Origin of the sequence: Bacillus sp. K2I17, assembly GCF_002209985.1 — a bacterium.
GTDB lineage: Bacteria > Bacillota > Bacilli > Bacillales > Bacillaceae_G > Bacillus_A > Bacillus_A wiedmannii.
Genome location: NZ_NJGF01000048.1, coordinates 1 through 17,973, shown reverse-complemented (window position 1 = coordinate 17,973; position 17,973 = coordinate 1). Strand labels below are relative to the sequence as shown.

At 30.9% G+C, this 17,973-nt stretch carries 12 protein-coding genes and 1 pseudogene; 3 read left to right on the top strand and 10 right to left on the bottom strand.

Annotation, left to right across the window (positions count from 1 at the left end):
- Position 1: 1 nt before the first annotated feature.
- From CER22_RS27795 to CER22_RS27770, 6 genes are all read right to left on the bottom strand, one after another.
- Positions 2–751 carry a sugar phosphate nucleotidyltransferase gene (locus tag CER22_RS27795; protein WP_088610149.1) on the bottom strand — a complete coding sequence of 250 codons (750 nt, stop codon included), beginning with the start codon at positions 749–751 and terminating at the stop codon, positions 2–4.
- A 655-nt stretch (positions 752–1,406) separates the two neighbouring features.
- Complete coding sequence (locus CER22_RS27790) at positions 1,407–2,084, bottom strand: papain-like cysteine peptidase (protein WP_088610148.1); 678 nt, start codon at positions 2,082–2,084, stop codon at positions 1,407–1,409.
- 414 nt (positions 2,085–2,498) lie between these two features.
- The gene (locus CER22_RS27785) at positions 2,499–3,626 is read right to left on the bottom strand and encodes a Ger(x)C family spore germination protein (RefSeq protein WP_088610147.1); all 1,128 of its coding nucleotides are present in this window, start codon (positions 3,624–3,626) and stop codon (positions 2,499–2,501) included.
- On the bottom strand, positions 3,623–4,726 hold the full coding sequence (locus CER22_RS27780; RefSeq protein ID WP_088610146.1) for a GerAB/ArcD/ProY family transporter: 1,104 nt from the start codon (positions 4,724–4,726) through the stop codon (positions 3,623–3,625). The genes CER22_RS27785 and CER22_RS27780 overlap by 4 nt, the downstream gene beginning before the upstream one ends.
- A 1-nt stretch (position 4,727) precedes the next feature.
- The gene (locus CER22_RS27775) at positions 4,728–6,221 is read right to left on the bottom strand and encodes a spore germination protein (RefSeq protein WP_088610145.1); all 1,494 of its coding nucleotides are present in this window, start codon (positions 6,219–6,221) and stop codon (positions 4,728–4,730) included.
- A gap of 854 nt (positions 6,222–7,075) precedes the next feature.
- Positions 7,076–8,119 (bottom strand): Fic family protein, encoded by a 1,044-nt coding sequence (locus tag CER22_RS27770; RefSeq protein ID WP_088610144.1) that lies wholly within the window; start codon positions 8,117–8,119, stop codon positions 7,076–7,078.
- Positions 8,120–9,559: 1,440 nt separating this feature from the next.
- On the opposite strand from CER22_RS27770, the gene CER22_RS27765 reads away from it, so the two are divergent.
- Positions 9,560–10,936 carry a lytic polysaccharide monooxygenase gene (locus tag CER22_RS27765; RefSeq protein ID WP_088063493.1) on the top strand — a complete coding sequence of 459 codons (1,377 nt, stop codon included), beginning with the start codon at positions 9,560–9,562 and terminating at the stop codon, positions 10,934–10,936.
- 165 nt (positions 10,937–11,101) lie between these two features.
- Here CER22_RS27765 and CER22_RS27760 read toward each other — a convergent pair whose 3' ends face one another.
- The 4 genes and pseudogenes from CER22_RS27760 to CER22_RS33870 all read right to left on the bottom strand — a co-directional run.
- Positions 11,102–12,511 (bottom strand): phosphatidylinositol-specific phospholipase C, encoded by a 1,410-nt coding sequence (locus tag CER22_RS27760; RefSeq protein WP_088610143.1) that lies wholly within the window; start codon positions 12,509–12,511, stop codon positions 11,102–11,104.
- 409 nt (positions 12,512–12,920) lie between these two features.
- Complete coding sequence (locus CER22_RS27755; RefSeq protein WP_088610142.1) at positions 12,921–13,490, bottom strand: methyltransferase; 570 nt, start codon at positions 13,488–13,490, stop codon at positions 12,921–12,923.
- 689 nt (positions 13,491–14,179) lie between these two features.
- Entirely contained in the window at positions 14,180–14,605 is a 426-nt protein-coding gene (locus tag CER22_RS27750) for a hypothetical protein (RefSeq protein ID WP_088610141.1), read from the bottom strand.
- A gap of 104 nt (positions 14,606–14,709) precedes the next feature.
- Positions 14,710–14,818 (bottom strand): annotated as a pseudogene (locus tag CER22_RS33870) (NTD biosynthesis operon regulator NtdR); the annotation flags it as partial.
- A 274-nt stretch (positions 14,819–15,092) separates the two neighbouring features.
- Between CER22_RS33870 and CER22_RS27745 the strand changes: the two are divergent.
- Both CER22_RS27745 and CER22_RS27740 read left to right on the top strand, forming a co-directional pair.
- Entirely contained in the window at positions 15,093–17,075 is a 1,983-nt protein-coding gene (locus tag CER22_RS27745; protein ID WP_088610157.1) for a serine hydrolase, read from the top strand.
- Positions 17,076–17,697: 622 nt separating this feature from the next.
- The coding region (locus CER22_RS27740; protein ID WP_142293586.1) for a TetR/AcrR family transcriptional regulator at positions 17,698–17,973 on the top strand (276 nt) is incomplete at its 3' end.

Genomic DNA, 17,973 nt, shown 5'->3' with positions numbered 1-17,973 from the left:
ACTAAAATTTATTAGGATTCCAACTTTCATCTACGGTTTTTAAATCTTTAGGTGTATCGACACTAGCCCAAAAATCATTGTGTTCATAGACTGCCAGCTCATTATCTTTTATTAAATTTCGGAGAGGATCTTCTTCTAGAACACAATCATCACTATTATCTAAATAATTGAATATTTCTTTGTTAAATACAAAAAACCCCCCGTTAATTACTTCATCAAGTAATGGTTTTTCTTTAAAATCAATAGCAATTCCATTTTCAACCGCCAATAGGCCATATTGACTATTCTTTTTAATTCCAGTTAATGTAGCAATTTTTCCTTTTTCTTTATGGAATGCTATTAGTTGATCAATATCTATATTGGCTAATCCATCGCCATAAGTTAATAAAAAGGTTTCACCCTGTACAAAGGGTTCAAGTTTTTTTAGCCTTGCCCCGGTCATTGTATCAATTCCTGTATCTATAAAGTGTATATTCCAATTTTCTAATTCCTGAAGTAGCGTATATTGACTGGTTTTAAAATTCAAACTAAAGTCATTCTCTTTCCAGCTAAAATCCATAAAATATTCTTTAATTTTCTCACCTTTATATCCTAAGGGCAAAATGAAATCAGAATGTCCATATTTTCTATACCAATTCATTATATGCAAGAGGAGAGGCTTTCCTTGAACTCGAACTAATGGTTTGGGAATGTCCTCTAAAATTCCTTGCATCCGAAGCCCTTTTCCGCCACACAAAATTATGACTTTCATAGATCTATTTCCTTCCTCTCTATATATTTTACTAATTTAAACTATGTAGCTTGTTTGATAAATGTATACACGGTTGTACCATAATGACAATCAACTAAAAAAATATGTTAGATTTATAATTCAAATGCTGATTAAATGTGGAGAATACGCACTGTAGTTTATCATCAATTGTATGTAAATTAGGTTATTTTAAAAATTAATGCTTTAGTTATATTTAATACTAATGAAAGACATTGCTTGTTTGTAAGATAAAAGAGGGGGAGGGAAATCAGGGGAATTGAAGAATCTTATAATGAAAAATCTAAGAAGACAAAATTATACTGAAAATAAGATAAAGTATGGAAGTAAGTAGTCATGAACATATTACGTAGCAGAATAAACTGATTGTATAAATGATTTCAAAGAAATTAACTATTTAAAGGAAAAGTGAACAAATATTACATTTTACATTCTAGAAATCTAAAAAAGAGCACCGCATAAAGGTGCTCTAGTCATGAAATTAATTTTGTAAAGAACTATTGATCCTATAAAGAAGGACTTATGAATTATTATATGAACGGATAATGAATTAAGTGTGTATCAATTAGAGGGGAATTTTATTTCTCTACGCCTATTTTAATCTACAGACAAAATTATGTGAAAAGTAAAAAGAAAATTAATAAGTTAATGCTATTTTATTTAAAATATAATCCCAATCGGAATCATCACCTTCCCATCTATCCTGATAACGTGGGAGTTCAATTGAACAAACCCTCGGTATGCCCCAATTTTGTTCAACAATATTAGATAAACCCTCCTTAAAATTAACGATAAGAATATTAAAATCTTTATTTGAAATTTTGGATAATACGTTTTCTAATTCAACTGCTTCATCTCGATTTCCCCAAATTCTAATGAATAAAATTGATTCACTACTAGTTATTTTTTCAAGGAATCGATTAATTTTAGTGTCTAATTTAGCTTTAAAAGAAGGATAGATTACTTTCCAATCCTCATCTGAGTTAATAGGAAAGTCATGCATTGAAAAACAATTATAATAAGTGTCCTTTATACAGTGGGTAATTCGTTCTGCCCATTTAGTTTGATTATCAAATTCTGATTCAATAAGACCGTAACTTTCTGAACCTTCTATGACCATATTTTCCAACTTCATAAATTTTTCAAATCGATTTTGAAGTAATCTGTTTACATCTGAAAGTGATGGATAATAAAACCAATCTAAAGGTCCAGAAAATGTTCTTAAATGGTGCCTTTTGATTTGGTTAGTAACTTGGCACAATCCTCCTAAACTTACAATTAGGCCATAGGATTTTTGTATATCCTCTAGGTTCATCCTCATCATCCTTTTTATAGAATAATTTAAATTATCTCTTCAGTATATGATGCAATAATATATTGATGTGGACCTATATATCAAAGTAGATAAAGCCAATACATTCATACAAACTTAAAAAATCAAAATGCCTAAGTTAAGGAATTTAATCTTTGATGTTATATCATGGAGTTGCCATTGGAATGAAAGTGGTAGGGAGATTACACGAGGGTTATATATTCTCCAGCAACCTAAATTAGAAACCTGTCCTTGTTTACTTCAGTAAAATTTTAATCCTTTTAAAAAATCCTTAGGTAAAAAAGAAAAATCTATTGGTTAGCATTTAACCAGTAGATTTTTCTTTGAATTAGCATCTTTTACATAATAATTATTGAAGATGGAAAATTCCATTAAGAAATGCTATTAAATACTAGACTAATTTCTAATGGTCCCAGTATCTTTTATTTTGACGTGTGTTTTTACATTTATTTTAGCCTCTGCTAACGATTGTAACCAATCTCCTTTTACTTTTTTCCACTCTTTATATTGAAAGGCTCTAGCGTATAGGGATAATCCAATTGGATCAATTTTATTCTGCTGTATCTCATTTAATATACTTTTTAAATTATTATTAATTTCTTTTTCAATAGTACTTTTTAAATTATTTATATTTTTTTTATTATCATAGTGCCCCTTCTTTAAATTCGGATTGGTTTTTTCTATTAAAGCTACATTGGCATTGATATCGAGATTAAATATAAACTTTCCGTTTTGAAAAGTAACCTCTACCTTCCTTGTCGCATTCTGTATGAAGATAGAAGTGTTTGTTTTTTTGTTTGATTTTTTAGGCGGAAGCGCAAGGTGTAGTATCATTCGGCCGTTACTTTTTGGCTTATTTATAAGATTGAAAAATTTAACATCTTTTTTAGGAATATGAGTTAAGTATTTCCCTTGTCGATTTAAAAATGCAATTCCTACCGTGTCGATTTCATTCTTTGTTTTTTTGATAAATGGAACAGTTTGCGTCATTCCTTCTTCGTTTTGTTCTCTCATTAATTGTTGAATTGTAGAAGAGACGGATTGGTTATTTTGAATGGAGGATTCGATTACACCATTTATATAAGATGAAAGTGATGGTTTACTAGGCTTGTGAATTTTAAAAATTTCTTCTGCAGATCCATCTACAAGTACTATTTTAGCATTAATGGTAGCGTAAGGATCACGGTAAGAAGAATCAAGCTCCTGCAACCAATTTGCTTCTTGCGCTAATTTTTTACCAATTAAAATGATTTCAGCTTTGGAAGCTGTCATAAAGCCAGTTAATTTTGTATCTATCTTACTGAATCCAGTATATACAGTTGATGCTTGTGTCCAATGTTCTATAGTACTTTTTGGCTGTTTATGATGAAAGAGTGGTATGCTTGTTCCAACTTTTATATCTCCATTAGGGGTTCTATCCAGGCCAATTAACAGGATTAATGAAACCTTCTCAAGGGGAATTCTCTGACTACAACCAATTATATATACACAACAAATTACAATACATATCCATTTTCGAATCAAAGTTGTTTCCTCCTAGTAACCCAAGTAAAAAGAATACTGTAAGCGAAAAATAAGATTGGTAATAGAATAAAGAAAATGACATTTAAGATATCCATAAGAGAATATATAAACAAATATTGATCCACATCGGGATTTAGGAAAATAAATAGACCAACAATAAATAACATAAAAGCAAGCAGAGCCCAATTGCGGGCGTTTTTTTGAAGTGAAATGGTCATGGATTCAAAACTGAAAAATAGATACGGATATATTGTAGTGGAGAATACAATTAAATAGTAAGCGATATAAATAATTTCTAATCGCTCTATGAAAGAAAAACGAACCCCTTTTAACAGATGAAATACTGGCCAAATTACATCTTTTATCCCCTCGGGACTAAAGTATATATAAGAAAGAATAGTCACATATAGATAGAAAATCATGGTTCCAGTATTAGCTATTAGTAGTCCTTTTATGGCCTTTTGTTTTTTTTGTAAGAACGGATATATATAATATGCAATTTCTAATCCAGCATAAGGGGTAATAGTTTCTTTTGTTGCCTTTAGAATAGGAGGTAATCCATCTTTAAAAATAGGTAGTAGGTGTAAAGGGTTGTAGTTACTCTTTAGTGAAAAAAGAAGAAATAGTGGCATCCAAGTAGTGAAGAAGAAAACAAGCATAGAATAACTAGTAAGAGCCCTTAACCCACTCAGAGCTAAAATAATAAATGGTAATAGTAATAATATAGTGATTTGATAAGCAGGAGTGGAAGGGAAGATCCACACTTTAACAATATCAGTTGCCTTTAATAAAGTATTAAAGCCAGCAAAAAATAGATAAAAGGCATATAAAAGAAAAAGAATGGTCCCTATCCATTTACCAAAGTATGTTTTTAAGATTTGCGAGAAATTTTTGTTAGGATTTTTTTGTAACATTAATATAATAAATACACCGATTATAGAAGTAGTTATCCATCCAAGGATGATAGAAATCCAGCCATCTGTGCCAGCCGTAGTAGCAAGTGGGCTTGGCATAATTAACATACCTGATGCTAGTTGCAGCGAATGAATGAAAATAATAAATTCGAATAAAGTTATTTTTTGGAAATTAAGATTCCCCATGTTAACCACCTTCTTTTTTCTTTCTTTGTTTCGGCTGTCCTGTACTCGAGCGGCTGGTAAGCATAGAAATAGGAAATCTTACAAAAGAATCTTTTAACTCTTGGAGACGAAATGGTGCGATTGGCAATCCGTATGGTGAACCATAGGAAGTTAGTGAAACAAAATGAGCAAATAAGAGCATTAATCCACTAACAATACCTACAATTCCATAAAAGTAGGCCAATAACATCATTGGAAAACGAATAAGGCGTATAGAACTTGATAAATCATAATTAGAAACAATAAATGAAGCAATGGCTGTAATAGATACGATAATAACCATAACGTTACTAACAAGACCAGCTTGAACAGCGGCCTGCCCAATTACAATCCCTCCAACAATTCCAATGGTTTGTCCAATTGGTTGTGGCAAGCGAATACCAGCTTCACGTAGCATTTCTAGTGTAATTTCCATTATAAAAGCTTCCAATAAGGGAGAAAAAGGGACTTTGACTCTTGACGTTGCAATAGAAGTGTACAAATCTATAGGAATGATTTCAAAGTGAAAAGAGACTATAGCAATATAAAACGCTGGTAAAAAAATAGCAATAATAAATCCTGCGAATCGTAATAAGCGAAAAAATGAAGCAATGAGCCAATGAATATTATAATCATCTGGAGTTTGAAAGAATCCAATTAAATTCATTGGAACAATCATTGCACCAGGGGATCTATCCATTAACACTGCTACTTTTCCATCAAGTATATGATTTGAAATAGCATCTGGGCGTTCGCTTAAATAAGCCTGTGGAAAAGGAGACCAATTTTGATCCTTTGTAAAATTGGATAGTTCACCAATGCTTAATACAGCATCTGTTTTAATTCTACAGATTCTGCTTTCTATTTCTTGGACTACATCTGCGCTAGCAACATCACCTAAGTAAATTAAATAGACTGAAGAAGTGGCTCGTTCTCCAATCGTCAGCTTTTTGATTTTTAACTCTTTAGAAGGAAGATATCGACGGATTAAGCCTATATTTTTTGTGGCATTTTCAATAAATCCATCATGGGATCCTTTAATAGTAACTTCTGAAATTGGTTCTTGAATTGCTCTTTCTGCCCAACCTTTTGTATTTATTAGAAGTGACCGCTTTTCTCCCTCCATAAATAGAACACATTGACCTTCAAGTAATCCTTCTTTAATTTCATTCCATGTATATACTATTTTGGTATGAGTAGCAATAATATTAGAATTAAATATTTGACTGTCTTCACTTACCTTTTGTAATAATGGGGTAACAACATTTCCTTTTAAAGCGACACCATCTGTAAGGCCTTCAAAATAATATAGTAAAATATTCGTGTGAGTTTTTAATTGCAAAGGGTGTTCAATTAAATCGGCACTAATATCAAAGATATTATCTAAAGTATTTTTAAGTTCTTTTAAGTTACTTGTTTGGATTTTTTCAATGGTATTATTTGTTTTAGTTTCTAAGGTCTCTTCATTTAAGGACAATATTGACACCTCTTTAATATGTAACGATTAGTTGTATTTATTATTTTTATTTGATGGAATTTTATTCACAAATTTAAACAAATTGGGAATAAAAATTAAAAATTGAGAGTATAAAAGTAGAGGTGATTTGTGCGCAAATCTAAGTATCAAGTTAGCATTGAAATTTGAATGATTATAATAAAAAAGAACCCTTGATGGGCTCTTTTTCATAGTTGATAAATATGTTATCAACAATAGATGGCATTTAAGGTAATAATATAGATGTCTTTAAGTTAATCAGCTGAATTTTTTAGGAAGAACTTTTTTCATATCTTAATGCTCGATAAAAAAGGAAATTACATTTATTTGGGTGTTCTAGTGTAATTGAATTTTGCGCGCTAATAAATTTTGTTTTGGGACAAAATGTTTTTCTGGATTAACAGAAATATTGATACGCAAAATTCTTATTGGTTATTATGGTAGGTATCAAATATTTCTTTGGCCTTATTTTCTTGATATTACCGTACGTTTATATGTTTCTAAGGGAAAGAATACTTTCAGTTGTATTACCATCTATTGTTTGATTAAGATGGTAACATGAAAATGGAACGTTTACAACCAGAAAATAAAGAAAAAATATTAAATTACGACTTTTTTCGACAATTTTCATGTGTTAATATCTAATATTTTTATAGGAAAAGGTGGAGGGAAACGTACCTTTTCCTATAAAATGTTGTGTAGGAATTAGAATTAATTAAAGTAGTAATAATAGCTTAAAATTAGAATGTAATTCAATGAATTTGAGCCCAAAATCATGGGAACGATTGCTAACGTTATAATTGAATTTTTGAGCTGTAAGAGTTTTAAAAATATGGTCAAACTTTAGTCCACTTTGCGTTCCTTCCTTTTGTAACTAGCCTAATATGGCCAAATAATTGCAAGGAATTTAAAGCCTTACTAATTGTGCTCTCTGCAATGTCTGGATATCTGTTACGAATACTTTCCTTAGTAAAGGGTTGTTTTTGTTTAAATATAAAATCCTGAATTCTCTCAACTTTAGTATGTTTACATATAGAATCTAGAACGGTGCTATGCAGATCTTTGTAAGCCTCTAATATAATAGTTAAAAACGTTTTTAACCAAAAGCTACTATTATGTTCCTCGCAGTACCAATTTACCGAAGATTTATAAATCGAATTGTAATATTCAGATTCATTTTTCTTAATATACTTATCCAAACATACATATTTTACAAATGTATGTCCACTCTTAATTAGCAACAACTGCATTAACATAAATGCTAGCCTGCCATTACCTTGATTGAAAGGGACTATGCAATAAAAATTTAATATAAAACGAGCTATTAATAAAAGCGAATGTAGCCCCTTACTAGTATTTAATGAGTTGTATTGATCACATAATTGCTCCATAAACTGTGGGATAAGTTCATGTGGAAGAATGCGGTAACTATTCAAGTGCATTCCATGCTCGGGAATACCTGGAATAATAAAAGGTTTTTCACGCCAATTGGCACTGTCAGAGGTAATGTAATGTATTAGTTGAAAATGTAATTCCTGTATAGTTGCTGGATTAATTGATAAAGTACAGGAGTTTTTATGTACAAAAGAAAGTGTTTGATAATAACAAAAAATAGCATCTTCCGAAATGTTTTGAGGTACTATATCATCTAAAATAAGTTCTTTTAATCTTTTATGAGGAACTTTTATATCCTCATAAATAGTAGTGAAATTTTTTATGTAATGTAACGGTATAGTTTTTTCTAAACTATTAAATATTTCAGGGTTTTGTTCCTGATAAGCAGCTAATTTTCCTTTGAACTCGCTAATTTCACTTATTAAATTGATTAACCTCCTTTTTAATTCAATATTTTTATACTTATCATCAAAAAAGTCTCTCATTTTTGTTCCCCCTGTAACCCCTTAACACGTTGTTGCATACATCTTTCCATTCTAAAGGTATTTCATGACATCATTGTGAAATAACGACATTTTTGTTTTGATTTTGATCGTGTTTTAGAATCTGTATTTTCATTTGAAAATAAAAATATAGGAATTATAAAGAAGAATCGTTAGGATTCAATTTTAATAGGCATAATCCTAACATCAAATGTACAAATGTACAATAAAAAAATAAAAAATATAAAAGAATCGACTCATTTGAAAGATTATTAATTAAGTGTGAGTATAGATGTGTTTTAGTTTAAGTGTAAATATTGAAGTGGTAATAAAATTTTCATGGATGAAAAAATAGATAAGTCATTAATTTGTGACAGTTATGTGCCTAATCTATTCATTTGCTATTATGAGAATTCTAAAATTATATCTCAATGAGCTTAAATTTCTATATTTAGCATAAAGATTAGGGGAGATAAGTTGATGAAATGTATCATTAAATATAGAAATATGTAACGTTTCATACTTGTATTGTAAAATATTTTGACATAAGTTAATTTAAATACTAGGTACAGGAACATTTAATAAAAATTCAGTAATGTACCCTTTAAACGTTTCACCCTAAAAACGTTTGTATTTATTTATAAACCTCAAGCATACTGAAGTTTTTCCCTTTGTTTCTGTACCTTATTAGGTAAAAATAATACAATAAATTTGTGCGATGTTATGGGAAGAAATGGATTTTCAATTCTCTTTTTTATCTTACATTATCAATCTCTCGATGATTTGTTTAAAGTAAGGATTATTAGGGGAGGAGATAGCTATTAAAAAGGACTATAAAGTTAAGTTGGACAAACGATCGGGGAAACGAAAGATTATTTTTGTCGATGAACTGGGAAGCTTCCACTTTAAGTTTTTCTAAGTGGTGGATAGTTCATTCTGCCTGGTACTTTTAATATATAAGTTTGAACATCCTGAAGCTAATCAAAATATAAATTACATTAGTTATGTGGTTATAGGAGTATATGTCTAAGATTAAAGGATTTCTGTTTTTTTAGGGTTCAGAAATTATGTGTGAATTTAGCCTTGGAAATGACTTGTTTGTGTGTTATATAGCAGAAATGTGAAGTCTGGAAGAAACTGATATTATCAGTTCCTTCCAGACTTTTTTACTTTAAAAGTCTATTTTTTCTACGTAAGGTTAAATATAATTCTTTAAATTAATATTTGAATTTTTTGTGAAATTAAGTGAGGTTTTCATTCCTCAATTAATACATAATGTTACAAAATAGAGTTATTATATTTATTTTATTTTTATATGAGATTAAAAATAATAATAAACGTACCAATGTATGAGAGATATTAGTATATTTATTAGTAATTTGTTCATTTATCTCTATATTGCTATTATATTAGCGATAGCAATAATATATTGGGGGGACAAGAATGAATTTGAAATTTACATCTAAATTTGAAAGATTAAGAAAAAGTAAAAAAGGAATTGGTGCTTGTGTTTTAGCCGCAGGGGTGACGGCTATTACTATGATTCCTCAAAGTGCTTATGCACATGGATTTGTTGAAAAGCCAAGCAGTCGTGCTGCTTTATGTAGTCAGAATTATGGAGCGTTGAATTTAAATTGTGGAAATATAATGTACGAACCTCAAAGCCTAGAAGCACCTAAAGGATTCCCAGATGGGGGACCGATTGATGGAAAAATCGCTTCGGCAGGAGGACTGTTTGGAGGAATTCTTGACCAACAAACATCAAATCGCTGGTTCAAAAACACGATTAAAGGTGGAGCAAATACCTTTACATGGAAATATACAGCTGCACATCCTACAAGTAAATGGCATTATTACATTACAAAAAAGGGATGGGATCCTAATAAACCATTAACACGTGCTGAATTAGAACCAATTGGAACTGTGAAACATGATGGTTCTGCCGCATCAAATAATTTAACACATACAATTAATGTACCAACTGATCGCAATGGTTATCATGTTATTTTAGCTGTATGGGATGTAGCAGATACGTCAAATGCGTTTTATAATGTAATTGATGTAAATCTAGTAAATAATGAAACTCCCGATACAGTAGCTCCAAGTCAACCAACTGAATTAAATGCGTCTAAAGTTACTGCCAATAGTGTTGCACTAACATGGAAGGCTTCTACGGATAATATAGGTGTAAAGGAATATCAAGTGTTACGCAATGGGGAAGTAATTGATACGGTACCAGGTACAACATTTATAGATAAAAAACTAAAAGCAAATACGGAATATACCTATACAATAAAGGCGTTAGACTCTGCTGGAAACATATCAAAAGAAAGTGAAGAACTAAAGGTTAAGACAACAAATGAAATCCCAGATATAGAAGCTCCGACCCAACCGAAAGGATTACATAGTATGAGTACAACAGCGACCACTGTTGATTTGATGTGGAGTCCGTCTGAAGATAATGTAGGTGTAGACCATTATATTGTATATAGGGAAAGCTTTGGAGTTATGAATAAAATTGGGACAACGGCTAATACATCCTTTATGGATAAAGAATTAAAGGCTAATACATCGTATAAATATGTAGTGACGGCGGTTGATTTAGCTGGAAATGAATCTAGTAGAAGTGATGTATTAAATGTAGTAACAAAGTCAGAGGATTCCACATATGAAAAATGGGATGCAAGAAAAGCATATACAAAAGGTGATAGAGTAGTACATGAGGGAAAAGTGTATGAAGCAGTTCAAGATTATCAAGGCAATGGTGACACAAATTGGATTTTTGCTCTATCGCTTTGGAAGCCAGTTTTGAATAAATGATAAGTGGGCAAATGTAGTTAACATTTTTGGATTTTTCTTTGAAAATAAACGGTCGTTCAAAATATAAATTCTCGAATGTTTTAAATGATTTGCAAATAAATTTAATCTCCATCTAATGTTGACGAAATGAAATCGAAAAAGAATCCCATTGGGATTCTTTATTTTCTAATTTGTAATCGCGTATATTTTCACAGTGAATTTGTTAGTGGCACCAATTGGACTTGCGATATAATATTTTGTATTTGTGTAAGCTTCAGTCCTAGATCCATGTGAAATATTTTTCCAACGAATAGAAGCGGTACCTAGGGAAACATCAATCATTACATTGAAAGAGATAGTAGAAGGATGATCTATTTCTGAAGGCTCAATAACCCATTTTAATTCTTTGGTACCTGCAGGTAAACTATCAATTTTAAAGTTTTGACTGGATCGATTTTTTTGTCCGGATAAAGGACTAGATTCGGATGAAATTTGCGAAATTAATATCTCTTTTTCATTTGAATGTACACCATTTAATTTAATGATACTATCAATTAAACCTGGCCCAGGAAAATCAGCTGCGATAATACCAGAATGTCTAATTCCACCTTGTTGTAAGAGTTCAGTCCCAAGTGTATTCATCCCACCATAATATACTTGCCCATTTCTATCGCGAGGGAAATCACTCCAAGCATGAGTCGAATTCGTTTGAATTAACTTAGGGTTACTATCAGTATTTCTATTCTCTTTTCCGCTTGCAACAAACCAAGGATATACATTATTTAAAAATGCGGCTGCACCACCCGTACCACTAAAATGATTAAGATATATTTTTCCATTATTATAGTTAGTATTTGCACTTTGCAAATGATTTTTTATCGCATTCCATTTTTCATATATTTCGTCTGGTCCGCTTCCAATTTCAAATTTATCTTGAATGTTCAATCTATCGTAATCAATACCGTACAATTGAGAGGATGTAAAGTTTTGTAAGATTACAATTTTTCCTCGGATATCTCCTAAAGTAGGGTTGTTTCGGTCTATAGTTGGTACGGAATTAGGATCCCAAAAATATGAAGCATTATCGTTTTTATATTTTAAAAATATCTCCTCAAATGATAGGGATCCACTTTCGAGAGTAGTTTCTTCTTTTAAGCGCATTAAAATTGTTTCTGTCGGATAATCCTTCAAAAATTGGATTGCTTCTTTTAATACATCTTCAAATACTGCTTTTTGATTGACAATACCATGGTACATTGCAAAAGAATCTTTTACACGTTTAACGCGCATATCTACATATCGAATTCCAGAATTTAATTGTTGGGGTAGACTCATAGTTTGATTTCTTGTCAAATTTTCATCAAGAAAACTTGCTCCATGTAAAGCCATTGTACCATGAGTGCCTGGAATAGATATTTCACTTAATTTTGTTGAATCTGCTACTTCTGACATCCACGATGGATTTTGATAACCTATATTGGATTCATAGGAATAACCTGGATGACTATCAGCTAAAATTGTAGATGGTGTACTTAAACTTGCCAGTGTAAAACAAGTGAGGATGCTAACTTTAAAGAAATTTTTTATTTTGTTCATTTTATCTCTCCTAACCTTTAAACAATAGCTATAATAAGATGGTTTTTTACTATATTTATTGTTTTCTATTCCTAATGTAATGAATTTTTGTAATTGAAAAAGGGGTAGTGAGCTAACTTGAGATAGTATTAGTTTATTGTAATAATTTATATCTAATAGCCAAACGGATTTTTAAAGAATGGAAGCATAGATAGGTAAAAAATAAGCTTTTTGCTGTATTGTATACAAACAAAACAGAAGCCTTAAAAAGACTTCTATTTTGTGACATATTATGAATAATAAGGTGGTTAACAAATTAAGATAATGTGAGTGAGCGGTAAAAATCTATTTATAGCTGTTTCAGGAATTTCTTAAAACAAGGCTATTCAGGAAAAGTGGTCCCTACAATGCTAATAAAAATTAAAAGATTCTATTCATTAAAACTTAGACTAACTACAGTTGCGATAGATTGAGCTGCATGTTCCCAGCTTCCATCTATAACTTTCCCAAGCTGCTGACCAAGTGCATTTAAATCATTTGGATTAACTGGAATTCCATTATACGCAGCAAGAATTGATAAAAGTGGAGCAGCAAATGGTGTCCAACCACCTCTATCAATATTAAATACAGGCTTATCTACTACTTTTCCATCTTGCACAGTAAACTCATAATAAAATTGATCATCTGGACGGAAACTTAAATGATGAGAAATTTGTCCTTTAACATATTTTTTTCCTCGACCTAGATTTACTACTTCTATTTCTTTTACATTAAATTCATGCTCAAATACTTTTATTTTTTTGACTTCTGGACCATTTAAGGCAGCATTAACAGCTGTTTCTAAATTATTTTGTGCTAATGGTTGAATACTCATTTGTGCCTCTTTTTGTTGGATAGGAGTCTCTTTTTCTGCAGCAACCACTGATGTAGAAGGTAGTGCACCTGTAGCTAACGTAGCTGCAAGTGCTGTTGTCATCATGATTTTTCTTTTCATCTTCATAGTTTATCTTCCTCTCTTAAAGTTTTGATATATAATCTTTTAAAGACTGACATTGTGTAATATTCTATTTAATAATGCACAAAAAACTGGTTTAGGAATTATGTGGAATTATGTCAGAGAATTAAAATTAATTATATATGTATTTAAGATGATATCTATCTACACATATTTTTTCAATTTTTCGAAAAATGCAATGGTAATGACTTCTTAAGAGTCAATTTAGTACCTTGTTTATCAATAGAAATCCTATAAATAAACTAATTTCATAGTGAATATAGTATATTTGATATCAAATGTCTTACATAATGCTATAATATTTCACAATTTTTTATTTTAAAGAATGAAGCGATAAGGCTTCAAACCGTAAGGGATGCGGGGATAGTCAAATAAATTAGAGTTTGAAAGAATCTTTACTTAGGAATCCCTCATTTTTAAATGAAGTGAAAGTGGGGGGAATTCAAAGGGAGTACGCTTTTGAACGATTTTTTAACTGTAATAATTGATCCATTAACTAGTTCTATTCTTGCTAGAATGGTAGCTTTTATAATAATGAGAAAGAATCAAAGTTAAGATGCATTGAAAGAAAAGAGCGTAATAATTTTACGTACCTTGGTTAATTGTCAAAAGTTCGGAACAATCTTCCGTCCCTTGAAATAACAAGTGAAAATAAAAAGCACTCCCGTGAGTGCTTATTCAAATTCGATTTCTGTTTTACCATCTGATGTGAAGTATCTTATGGTTGTTTTGTCGTATTCTTGCAAGCCACTCTGCGCAACGGCGTCTTTTAACTTTGTTCTTGTTCTATAGCCAAAATTTTTCCGTAGGCCTTCGTCAGCATTTGACAATGCTGTTTTATCAACGAAAACATATAAGACATACAAGTTACTTTCTTTATTTAATTCAACCGCTGTTACAATACCACCGAAATATTCTATAATCTCATTGGTTCTACGTTCAACACTTTTCGCCATTCGTGTCTGCTCATCTTTTGGTTGTTCTGTTTTCGCCGTTGTTTGTTGTGTTTTTGGTTGCTCCTTTTGAACTATTTCTTTTTCGCCGCAAGCTGCTAACATTACAACCGATAAACCAACTGCTAATACTGATTTCTTCATCATCTAAATCCTCCTAATATAAATATCTAAATATTAACATACTATGAGATTTATTGCTGGATATGGAATGAAGATGCCAATTAGGTCATCTTCACTCCATATCCGTAATCTTTTCCAGTAAATAATGCAGTAGGTCTATCTTTTAATTTTATCTAACTTCTCAAAAAAATTAGATCGATCATTAATAGTACTCGCATCACCAAATAGCCAATTTTTATTGATTATAAACGATGGTTGTCTTCTCTAAGTAGGATGTTATGAAAAAACTGCTGGGAAGTCCTATATTAAAGAGTGTCTAGCATTTTCTATAACTAAGACCTAATAATATATAGACTACTTCTAAAGGAGAAAAGTTAATAAATGACAGAATTGAAATAAAATTATAAAAAATATCAATGCAGTGGTAGAATATGGTTGGTTAACCTATAGATGTATAATCAATAAATCTAGTATTAAAGGGGGAATTAATTTGGGTAATAGGAATAAAGGAATGAAAATTTATTTTCAAAGGTTAGTAGCTGTAAGTGTATGTTTTTTGTTATTTTTTCTGGGGAGCAATTATTCAAAAGCCGAAACTGTTACACCTATAATATTAAATCCTAAAGATGTAGAAGCATTTACCAATAAAGTAATTCCAGAGAAAATGAAAAAAGAAAACGCAGCTGGTGTAGCTCTTGTCGTTGTAAAGGATAATCAAATTTTATTTCAAAAGGGATTCGGATTTTCCGATAAAGAAAAGAGTACTCCCATTGATCCTAAAAAAACAGTTTTTCGATTAGCGTCAATATCAAAAGTTTTTACTGCTAGCGCTGTCATGCAGTTAGTTGAACAAGGTAAAATTGACATAAATAAAGATATAGTAAATTATATGGGGGGATTAAAGTATCAAAATAAAATGGGTGAACCAGTTACAATGGAACATTTACTTACCCATACAACAGGGTTTGATTACGTAGATCCTAGACCAGAGGATATCCATTATCAAGAGAATGATTATACTATGCTTAAAGATTATGTAGAAGATAATATGCCCACAGTAGTGAGAAAGCCAGGAGATACATATACATATGATAATTTTGCTTCTATGCTTCAAGGGTATATTGTTCAAAGTCTGACAAACACACCTTTTTACAAATATATGGCCAAGAATATTTTTTACCCTTTAGAAATGCATAATAGCAGTTTTGTTATGACTAATTTTATTAAAGAAAAGCTTGCAACAGGATATGATGCTAAAGGTAATGCCATTCCATTTTATCAAACAAGACCAACAGATATGCCACAAGGGAGTATGTTTTCTACAGGAAGTGATGTAGCCAATTTTATGATTGCTCAATTGAATGATGGTAAATATAAAAATAACCAAATACTACAAAAAGAAACCGTAGAAGATATGCAAAAAACAAAATTTGCTTTACATCCCAAATACCCTAATATGACATACGGATTTGAGTTCTTTTCACCGCAAAGTCATAATGGGCAATATGTGTTTGGGAAAGGTGGAAATATACCAGGTTTTTCATCTTTAATGTGGTTAATTCCTGAGCATAAAATTGGAGTTTTTGTAGTTACAAATAAAGATAGTTCAGCACTACCTGTTGAAGTATTTGGTGATTTTATGAATGAATATTTCCCAGATAAGACAAAGCCTGAATATTTAAACCCTAATGAAGAAGAATTAAAGAAATTTGAAGGGGTTTACCGTGATTTGAGATTAAAAAACCTAGTGTCACATGTGAACATAAGTGAAGGAAAGTTATATGTAACTGATAAGGTTTATGGTAAACAGGAGCTAAAACAAATAGACCCTTTACTATTTGAGGATGAAAAAGGGAATTATATGGCATTTAAACTTCACAAAGATGGTACTGTGAAAGAAATGATACATTGGAACTCTGGCAGCTCAGCGTTAAAGTTAAGTGAGCCTGAGAGATTTAAAGACGTAGATGAAAATCATCCATATGCTAAGTTTATAGATCCCTTGCATCAATACGAGGTATTACAAGCCAATAAGGAGGGGAATTTCACTCCAGAATCTTCTCTTACACGAGCAGAATTTATTTATTGGTTATCTCAAATTGCTTACTTTGCACCACCTTCAAAAAAAGAACCAGTGTTTACTGATGTAAAAAATCATCCGTATGCACCACATATTCAAAAGTTATATGAAATTGGTATTTTATATGAAAAAGAAGGAGAACAATTCCATCCAGACCGTGCAATTACTAGACAAGAAGCAGCATGGATTACTTGGCAGTATTTAAAAATGTTAGGAGCGCCATCTGCAGATGCAACATTAAAGGGAGACACTGATGATTGGGCAATAGAATCCGTGAAAAACATTGTAGGTCATCGTTTAGTAGGTCCTGAGGTTATATATAATGAAGATGGATCAGCAGATTATCTATCAAAACAAAGTATGAAACGGCAAGAAGCTGCTGCATTGTTATTTTACGTTTTGTTATCTAGTTAATTTGTTTTGAGGTAAATTTCACAAAAAGAAAACATCTAAAGAGTTTGAAATAATACACAGAAAAAGAATAGTCTTTGACCAATGATTTATCGTAACAAACAGGGGTGAATGAGTTATAACCATGCTCCAAATCTTAAGTAGAGCTGGTAATAGAATGATTTCTTAAATGTTTTGTAAGGTAAGGAGCTCCTTTCAGGGGAGCTTTTTTTATTTTATTATTAATAATTTCATATACCGTAATTATTAATAATAAAATAAAAATCTACAACAAGGGGATTCAGTCCAAGCTAGGTCTTAGTAATACACTAGATACCAACAAATATGATGTATAAAAAATTGTGTTCATCTTTTTTTGGTTAAGGATAATAATGTTAATTTATTTGATTGTTTACACAACAGTTCAATTATTAAAATTACCGACTGCTCACATTATGGAGGGGCTGGAAAACAACAAAGACGTTCTCAAATGTATATATAAACTTTAATAACAAAGATAAAAAAAGAATAGGTAATCGGAAATGTCGAAAGGATTAAATTGATATTAAAAATTGAAGGTGATACTATAAATTTAAACAATGTTTAAAACGTTGTTTAATTGATAGATTTTAGAGGAGGAGATAAGTTGAGGGGAAATGAAAACATATCTACGAAAGAAAAGATTTTAAATACAACATTGGAGTTAATTAAAGACAAAGGCTTCGAAAGTGTAACAATAAGAAAAATTGCGGCATTGTCAGATACTAATATTGCGCTTATAAATTACCATTTTGGCTCAAAAGAAAAGTTGATTAGTGAAACAATTAAAGTCTTATTAATTAGCTTTCAAGACACTTTTTCTATTTTAGATGATATTAAAGTGCCAGCAAAAGAAAGATTAAAAATATTTTTACTTGATTAT

What these genes read in the sequence shown, in the direction of transcription:
- CER22_RS27795 (WP_088610149.1), bottom strand. Translation starts at nt 751, where the DNA reads ATGAAAGTCATAATTTTGTGTGGCGGAAAAGGGCTTCGGATGCAAGGA.
- CER22_RS27790 (WP_088610148.1), bottom strand. Translation starts at nt 2,084, where the DNA reads ATGAACCTAGAGGATATACAAAAATCCTATGGCCTAATTGTAAGTTTA.
- CER22_RS27780 (WP_088610146.1), bottom strand. Translation starts at nt 4,726, where the DNA reads ATGGGGAATCTTAATTTCCAAAAAATAACTTTATTCGAATTTATTATT.
- CER22_RS27770 (WP_088610144.1), bottom strand. Translation starts at nt 8,119, where the DNA reads ATGAGAGACTTTTTTGATGATAAGTATAAAAATATTGAATTAAAAAGG.
- CER22_RS27765 (WP_088063493.1), top strand. Translation starts at nt 9,560, where the DNA reads ATGAATTTGAAATTTACATCTAAATTTGAAAGATTAAGAAAAAGTAAA.
- CER22_RS27760 (WP_088610143.1), bottom strand. Translation starts at nt 12,511, where the DNA reads ATGAACAAAATAAAAAATTTCTTTAAAGTTAGCATCCTCACTTGTTTT.
- CER22_RS27755 (WP_088610142.1), bottom strand. Translation starts at nt 13,490, where the DNA reads ATGAAGATGAAAAGAAAAATCATGATGACAACAGCACTTGCAGCTACG.
- CER22_RS27750 (WP_088610141.1), bottom strand. Translation starts at nt 14,605, where the DNA reads ATGATGAAGAAATCAGTATTAGCAGTTGGTTTATCGGTTGTAATGTTA.
- CER22_RS27745 (WP_088610157.1), top strand. Translation starts at nt 15,093, where the DNA reads ATGAAAATTTATTTTCAAAGGTTAGTAGCTGTAAGTGTATGTTTTTTG.